The 8,169-nt window shown below is 38.8% G+C and carries 6 protein-coding genes; 3 read left to right on the top strand and 3 right to left on the bottom strand.

All coding sequences use genetic code 11. The features are described 5' to 3' along the window. The first annotated feature begins 629 nt into the window (after positions 1-629). Complete coding sequence (locus tag CALSC_RS14835; protein WP_088242100.1) at positions 630-1,832, top strand: AAA family ATPase; 1,203 nt, start codon at positions 630-632, stop codon at positions 1,830-1,832. Between the two features lie 240 nt (positions 1,833-2,072). Here the strand turns inward: CALSC_RS14835 and CALSC_RS14830 are convergent, their stop codons facing one another. The 3 genes from CALSC_RS14830 to CALSC_RS14820 all read right to left on the bottom strand — a co-directional run bounded on the left by CALSC_RS14830 (position 2,073) and on the right by CALSC_RS14820 (position 6,130). Next, a complete protein-coding gene (locus CALSC_RS14830; protein WP_088242099.1) occupies positions 2,073-3,476 on the bottom strand; it encodes an ABC transporter substrate-binding protein in 1,404 nt (467 codons plus the stop codon). A gap of 32 nt (positions 3,477-3,508) precedes the next feature. After that, positions 3,509-4,921 (bottom strand): serine/threonine-protein kinase, encoded by a 1,413-nt coding sequence (locus CALSC_RS14825; protein ID WP_088242098.1) that lies wholly within the window; start codon positions 4,919-4,921, stop codon positions 3,509-3,511. A gap of 192 nt (positions 4,922-5,113) precedes the next feature. Beyond that, complete coding sequence (locus tag CALSC_RS14820; protein ID WP_088242097.1) at positions 5,114-6,130, bottom strand: LysR family transcriptional regulator; 1,017 nt, start codon at positions 6,128-6,130, stop codon at positions 5,114-5,116. 207 nt (positions 6,131-6,337) lie between these two features. Here CALSC_RS14820 and CALSC_RS14815 point away from each other — a divergent pair, with 207 nt between their 5' ends. Both CALSC_RS14815 and CALSC_RS14810 read left to right on the top strand, forming a co-directional pair. Continuing rightward, the gene (locus CALSC_RS14815) at positions 6,338-7,060 is read left to right on the top strand and encodes an NnrU family protein (protein WP_088242096.1); all 723 of its coding nucleotides are present in this window, start codon (positions 6,338-6,340) and stop codon (positions 7,058-7,060) included. A gap of 395 nt (positions 7,061-7,455) precedes the next feature. Continuing rightward, positions 7,456-7,839: a thioredoxin family protein gene (locus CALSC_RS14810; RefSeq protein WP_088242095.1), complete on the top strand. Its 384-nt coding sequence runs from the start codon at positions 7,456-7,458 to the stop codon at positions 7,837-7,839. Positions 7,840-8,169 lie beyond the last annotated feature (330 nt).

Here is an 8,169-nt window from a genome sequence, read left to right as displayed (position 1 = left end):
GCAAATGGGATTAATGTATTTTCATCATGAAGACTTGACCATACAGAATAATCACACTACAATGTAGTACATGATGATCAGATAATGAAAATCCAATAGCAATTAAAAATGTAACGCGATGTAAAAGAACAGGATTATGTTTATTATCAGTAATACCTCATCTCTGTTCTGTAATTAACCTTGTCAGTAATCATTGGCTAAAATTAGACCATTTCCGTACCCCAACAGCTTAGAGCCTACATACATAGTACGAGAGGAAAGGTACCGTTGCTTGAATGTAACGGGCGTGAAGCAAGGAAGGTGCAAAGAATCTGGGAGGTTGGCTTAAAAGTAGCTATCCTTGAAAGAGTGTGTAGCAACTCACCAGTGGAGTTTCTTCTAAGTGATGGATGCTTTTGCTCTAGCGACTTGTATGGAAGTGGTTTATTTATTGAGTAGTATAAAACTAGGGTTATAATGATTATAAAAATATATAAAAATATTATGATAATTATTAATTATTAATCCTGAAGCATAAACTATCAATTATTAGCTATAACTATTTAAACCAAATTATTTCCTGTAGAATTCTGATTAAAAAAAATTATGATAGCAACTCACTAGCAATTAAATATATAACTCTGAACCGTATGGAATTTGATTATTTCAGCAACAATGAAGATTCTACCATGAATAGAAATCGTCGCAACTTACTTGCTAGTGGTTGGCGACCTTTTCAGCGAGACTTTGATTTAGACTTTTTCTGGGAAATTCTCTGCAACGATACCCATGAATTCAATAAAAAAACTGTGGATTTATTGAGTTATTATGCTGATGCTTTAGGTAGAACTAATTATTCTTGGTGGTCAAACATTCTCAATGTTGCTTCTGATTATACACGTAGCGAATTTGAAAAATATTGGAACTACATTACTCCAGCTCCCTTGACTCCAGATTACCGTTACAAGGATATTTTAAGCACAGAAACACCAATTATTCAACTTGTAAGTCGTAATAGTATTCCCATTGATTACGTACTTAATAGGTTACAAGAAATTACTGTTTTAAGAGTCTTAGAAATTTTAGGTTGTCCTGATATTATTACCCAGTATTATGCTGAAAGTGACTTCTATTATCCAATAGATAAATTTATTAATTGGGAACGTATAGACGTCATCAATACTGTTCTTGCCTACTGGTCTAAATATGATATTTGGTTGCAGATTACCCCTTACGAACGAGGAAGAAGACAGTATACCTTGATGGCAATAGCTCTGAAACCACTTATTAATAAAGCTACTTATAATTTGGCTATGATGCTAAGTGGTTATAAAAGTCGTGTGGGTAAGGTTGATAGTCAATTTTCAATTAATAGTTTTCCTCGGGATATTCAAGAATTTAGCGATACAGTTCAGCAAACAATTCTGGATCAAAAGCAGCTAGCAGTTTTAGTACATGGAGAACCAGGTACAGGAAAAACTGCATGGACTCAAGCTGTAGCCAAAGAAATTCTTGTTCCTTTAGGTTTTGTCATTTTTATTTTGGATCATGATGCGATTACTAATTTTATCCCACCTACATATATAGAAAATATTTGTCTGATCATTAACGAAGCTGATAATTTAGCACAGGATCGCGCTAGTGAAGCAGCACAGAATAATAACCAAACCGAGCACATTTTGAGTTTATTAGATGGAACTGTTTATCAAAGTGTGATTGATGATGCGGGAATTCAGATTCAACAAAGATTGGTTGTATTAATGACTTGTAATACCACCGATCGACTAGATCCGGCTATGCTACGGAAAGGAAGGGTAGATTTAATTTATGAGTTCAACCATAAATTTGTCTAATCTGTGATCGCATCTTCATACTCTATACAAATTATGCTGGCTAAGAAACAATTTTGCAGCGATGCATAAGCACTCTTTCGCAATAATTTCTTGTTTCAAGCCCTCCGCAGTCGCTTATGAGGGAGACTCCCTTTCTGGGCGCTGCTCTCTACATTCATGTATAGGGTTTCTCCCCTGCTCCCTGCTCCCTACTCCCTGCTCCCTGCTCCCTGCTCCCTTGCCCCCTGCCTCTGACTGACTTTATTTTGCCACAGGTACAAAATCATACCCCGTCCTAGAACGAGATGGTTCTTTCCTCTCGATAGTAACTAATTGTACTTGGGCATTGCGATCGCCTGAAGGTAAAAACCTAATTGTTCCAGAGGCTCCCATAGTGGAAAAGTCGGTAGCAGCAAGAGCCCGTTGTACCCCTGTACGGTTAGGATTCTGTTCTAATGCAGCAATTAATGCCTTAGTTGCATCATAAGCAAGAGCCGTGCGCCAGTTAACATCAGCATTCCATAATTGGCGAGAGTCACGGGTAAATTTAGGATTGGTTTGGCTATCAATATGCCAGGGGATTGCTACCACCATCCCCTCTGCTGGTTTTTGCCCTACTTCCAAGGTTTTGATACTATATACATCATCTCCAGCCAGTAAGGGTAAGCGTTTATCGTTTGCCTGTACGACTTGTAAGGCTTTATCTAAGGTGCCTGTATTGGGTGCTAACATTAAAACCTCCGCACCTCTTTTTATTGCTTGTGCAACGCTTTTAGAAGCGCTAAAATCTGATTTGGATAAGTCAAATTCACTGACTACCTGTCCCCCTTCTAAAGAAACGGCAGAAACAAATTCTGATTTGAGAGATTTACTGTAGTCGCTTTGGGAATTAAAAAAAACAGCAGCTTTTTTTTGCTGTAATTTATTTGCCATATAGTTGCCTAGGGATCTAGCTGCCATGAAATCGCTGGGAATTGTGCGAAATATATAGGGACTCAAGTTGGAAATTTTGACGGAGGTACTGACTGGGGAAATTATGACTAATTTTCCATTGTTATAAATACTACTTGCAGCTAAGGTAACATCACTTGCATAGGGACCGACTACCCCCAATACCTGTGCATCTTTGACTAGATTGGTAGCAATTTTCTTGGCAGTTTCTGGATTATTCTTATCGTCAGCAATCCCTACCCGTAAAGGTATACCCTTAATTCCGCCTTGGGTATTAATTTCTTTTTGAGCTTGGGCAATACCCCGTAAAATTTCTAAGGAGCCATTGGGGTCAGTACCTAAAGGTACGGATGCAGCAATAGTATAATTTTTCTTATTACCAATGCGGGCATTGTTTAAAAATATGAGGGTTTCCGGATCATTGCGTTTACTTTGCAGTGCTGTTTCTAATTTAGATACAGCTTGTTGATAATCGCCCCGAGCTAATGCTTCTATTCCCTGAATTTTAGCATCAGATGCTTGTCCGGGAACCAGGGTAGTGCTGCCAAAACTAATGGGTTGCAAGTTAGAGGGTTGGGATTTTGCAGATGTCTGAGATATTTGTTCATCTGATGGGAATATTTTATCTTTCAACCAGAAAATACCACCACCTACTAACCCTAAAGTTACTAATAAAGCTAAAATTAAAACAGTAGTTTCTTTCCGTTGGGACATCAGTAATTGTGATATTTTTATCTATGTCTAAATTAAAGTATTAAAGATAATAGTTTGTAAATTAGACGGAATAAAGATATTAAAGCAACAGTAACTAATCCGGCTGCCACAGATATAATTAGTACTTGAGAAATACTTAAATTACCCCGTAGCAAGGGTACAAAAAAAATAATCCCACAAGTAATACCAGGAATAATTAATAAATCTAATTTTTCAATCCAGCGTCTAGTTTGAGCAAAAACTAATCCTCCGAGCACTACAGCTCCAATTACCAGAGTGGGCAGGGGAGATTGTAAAAGATTGTAAAGAGCGATCGCAATTAGTCCCCCTTCAAAGCCGCTAAATGCTGCTCCTGCTAACATTTCTACGGTGGAAAATGGAGCCACAAGAGATTGCTTCCTCACTGGTTTTTTAGGAGGAGGAGACTGGGCTGGTTGTGATGGTGGCTGTACTTGGGGTGGTGGATTAACAGAACTAGATGCTGGGGTTGAGGATGGGGATTTGAGGGCATTCCAAACTTCCCGTGCTGACTGGAAGCGTTGATTGGCAGCATTCAGCAACATTTTATCTAATACATCAGCCAATTTGGGGCTGACATTTGCTTGCGATCGCCATTGCCATTGGTTACTATAAGCATCGATTAATAAATTCATCTCTGTCACCCCCGTCAGTATACTGACAATTGTCACAGCCAAGGCGTATAAATCCGTGGAAGGAAATACTGTACTCCCAGACATCTGTTCTGGTGGGGCAAAGCCCATTGAGTATATTCCCGTAGAAGAAGATGCACCCGCAGCCGCATTTGCGACCTGTTTCACGGCACCAAAATCTAGCAAATAGAACTTGCCGTTGTTGTGACGCATAATATTAGAGGGTTTAATGTCTCGGTGGATAATACCCTTATCATGGACAAACTGAAGAACAGGAAGAATCGAGCCCAGTACTTCTAACGCCTCTGCTTCGGAAAACTTGCCCTTTTGCTGCAAAATCTCCTCTAGGGTCTGACCTTGAATATATTCTTGCACCAAATAAAAAAACTGGTCTTCCCCTGCTCCTTGTAAACCGGGGACAATCATGGGGAAAAAGGCGAATAAATCGGGAATCTGTTTGTGTTCGTGACCAATTTGTTCTAAAACTAACGCCTCTCGTTCAAATAAATCTTGTGCTAGTTGTAACTGAGTATTACTGAGATTACCAGCAGGCTGAAATTGTTTGACCACGCATTCACGCATAGTAGGAGTATAGCGATCGCTTGCCAAAAAAGCTGCTCCAAAGCCCCCTCTTCCGAGCAATTTTTGTGGGATGTAGCGCCCCACCAGAATCAATGGCATTCCACAGGTGGTACAAAATTTTTGTTGTACTGTTTTGAGAGTTGCTTTGTCATCTAGATCCGCAAAATAATTTTGGGGGCGAGGACAACCTGGGCGAGTGCAGTAAACTTCCATGATAGTCAGTAGTTTTGATAATTGACAGATTTGAAGAGTGGCAGAGTTACAGAAGTTCAAGAGAGTATGTTGATACAATCAGTACCAATCACATTCTTGATGCTTCACAGCATAACTTCTGTAACTCCGAAACATCGCAATTGGGGTTCCTACTCCTGCAATTAATTGACTATATTGACTATCAAGATAATTTTATCCTTCATCGGCATTAGACATTGCTGGGTCTAGAGTATTTGTCGTCGTCAATAAATTTTTTTGTGATGATTTTAACATACTTTCTTTTAATCCTGGTGTTGCAAACTGGGGTAAAATTTCTTGATTAAAAGCTTCTGCGGCTTTAGATCTGTAGCGATTAGGATTGTAAATTAGCCACAAAGTCCTTCGCACAATTACACCTTCAACAGAAGCCGAATGCAAGACACCCATTTGTAGTTCTTTAACAATGGCGCTATTAGAAACAAATGCTGCTCCTAAACCAGCTTGTACGGCATTTTTAATTGCTTCAATGGAATTCAACTCCATTTCAATTTTGAACCTTCTGGTATCAATATCCGCCTTAACCAATACATGATCGATTACCTTACGAATAGTTGACTGGGAATCTAAAGTGATGAATTGTAATTTATACAGGTCTTCCTTATGAATCTTTTCTAATTTGGCAAGGGGATGGAACACAGGCAAAATTAGTACTAATTCGTCCTCAGAGTAAGGAACCATTTCCAGAGATTCTGTCAATTCCGAGGGGACTTCACCGCCAATAATTGCCATATCCACCTGTCCATTGACCACACTCCAAGCAGTACGCCGAGTAGAATGGACATGCAATTGGACTGCAACATCTGGATATTTTTGTCGAAATAACCCAATCATTCGGGGTAACAGATAAGTGCCAGTAGTTTGGGAAGCACCGACAATTAAAGTACCTCCTTGGAGATTTTGTAAATCCTCCACTGCTCGACAGGTTTCTTGACAAAGACTGAGGATTTTTTCCCCATAATTCAGCAGCAGATGTCCCGCTTCTGTAAGTTGAGCGCGTCGTCCCCCGCGATCAAATAAAGGTACATTTAATTGCCGTTCCAGGTTTTGTACTTGTAAACTGACGGCGGGCTGAGATACGTATAAACTATCAGCAGCGCGTTTGAAGCTCCCTTCTACAGCGATTGCTTTGAGAATACGTAATTGATCTAAAGTGAAAGGAAGGTCAGACATAAGGCTCAACCTACATATATGAAAGGAGCAGTGTTAGCAACTAGCCAGAGTTTTGTCATGTTTTGATCGGGATTAATTTATGGCATCTTTAATTTGGAGGCTTTATCCAGAAAAATACAGTAGTACAACATTTTGACTAAAAGTCTCCTTTGAATACTTTGTGGTATTGATTGTACAGAGTTAAGTTTTCTTTAAATTACTTCACCTATGTATACGATTTTGCCATCTTGGTTGACCAATAGTCATTTTAAAATTTTGGGTTTACTGCTAGTATTTGCAATTGTCCATAGTGGTGGAGCAGCTTTACGTCCTTGGGCAGAGAAAAAAATTGGCAATAGACTATACCGAGTTTTCTTTGCTTTAGCTAGCTTACCTCTAGCTGTCATTTTAATTATTTACTTTTTTAATCACCGCTATGATGGAATCCAACTTTGGCAAGTGCAGGGCTTACCAGGGGTTAAGTTATTTGTGTGGGTTTTATCAGCAATTTCCTTTTTCTTTTTGTATCCGGCTACTTTCAATCTACTAGAAATTGCTGCCATTCAGAAACCTCAAGTCCATCTTTACGAAACTGGAATTATTCGCATTACCCGCCATCCCCAGATGGTAGGACAGGTCATTTGGTGTATTGCCCATACCCTATGGCTAGGTACTAGTTTTACTTTAGTAACATCTGTGGGCTTAGTATTACATCACTGGTTTGGAGTTTGGCATGGCGATCGCCGATTGAATTGGCGCTATGGTTCTGCCTTTGAACAAGTAAAACAACGTACCAGTGTCATGCCTTTTGTTGCCATTATCAATGGCAAACAATCTCTTCAATGGCAAGAGTTCTTCAAACCAGCCTATTTGGGAGTTATGATTTTTATTTTGCTTTTGTGGTGGTCTCACCCCCTACTAATGCAAGCAACTAGTCGGGTAAGATTGTAGTTTACAAATTCATGACTCTAGCAACATTTGATACCAAATTAAATTCTTTAGACTCACCAATCGCTGCCGAATCAATGTAGGATTAGATCAATTAGCTGTCAACAAGGGTGCGCTCAGTAGTTTTGAGTTTAATATTGGTGGTTTTTAGCCAATGGTTTTTGAAGAGGATTTAATCCCAACTGAGTCTTTGATTTCCTCTCCAGCAAAAACAGAAGTTGAGAATCCCCCAATTTGATTTTGGTGTCAACGATGGTCAACAGCCACAAATGGCATCAAAAAGTAAATATTGGTATATTCCTCATAACTTCAGAGAAATAAAAATTTTCCCTGACCACTACTTAGTAATTACCTGATAGCTAGTTAATATATGAAAACCTGATAATCTTAGAGGCATCATGGTGTTGTCGGTTAGTGAGCGGACATTTAATCAAGAAGTTTTAGAATCCCCTGTTCCTGTGTTGATCAATTTTGAAGCACCTTGGTGCGGCTTATGCCGTATAGTCAACCCCCTCCTATTGCAATTTCAAGCAGAATGCAATGAAGACATTAAATTAGTCAGAGTTAATGCTGATGAAAATTTTAAGTTGTCTAATGGTTATCAATTAAAATCCTTGCCAACCTTGATTTTGATAGAAAATGGAATTGTCAAACAGCGTTTAGAAGGATTTCGTGGCAGAGAAGATCTACGTCAGGCACTAAAACAAATTCAAAACAGCTATAAAAAACTCGCTAAAACTTACCAAGGCTCCAGTTTAGATTTAGGATGCCGTTCCGCGTAACCCAAACTGGGAATGATCATGGGATAAGGTGATCCGGGGCAGATAAAATAATGCGTTTACTGTGAATTAAGTTATCAAAAATCTTATAGAGGAAGAGACGTTTTTAATTCACATCAGGCGTAAAATATTTCTTCCCAAATCCCAACTTCCAACTCCCAACTCCTAAATCTTAACTATCTCGCAGATAAATCTGGGTATTTTCACTCTTGATTCCAAAAATAAAATTCAATAAAAAAATTGTGCAAATCTAAAACCAAAATTAATTGCTCACTTAACTGTTGTTGGGTGGGTTATTTTATGCTCAAGAGTGTGTGTCACAATTATTAACAA

The organism is Calothrix rhizosoleniae SC01 (genome assembly GCF_900185595.1).
GTDB classification, from domain to species: Bacteria; Cyanobacteriota; Cyanobacteriia; order Cyanobacteriales; family Nostocaceae; genus Calothrix_A; species Calothrix_A rhizosoleniae.
This window is presented reverse-complemented; position numbering and strand designations above follow the sequence as displayed.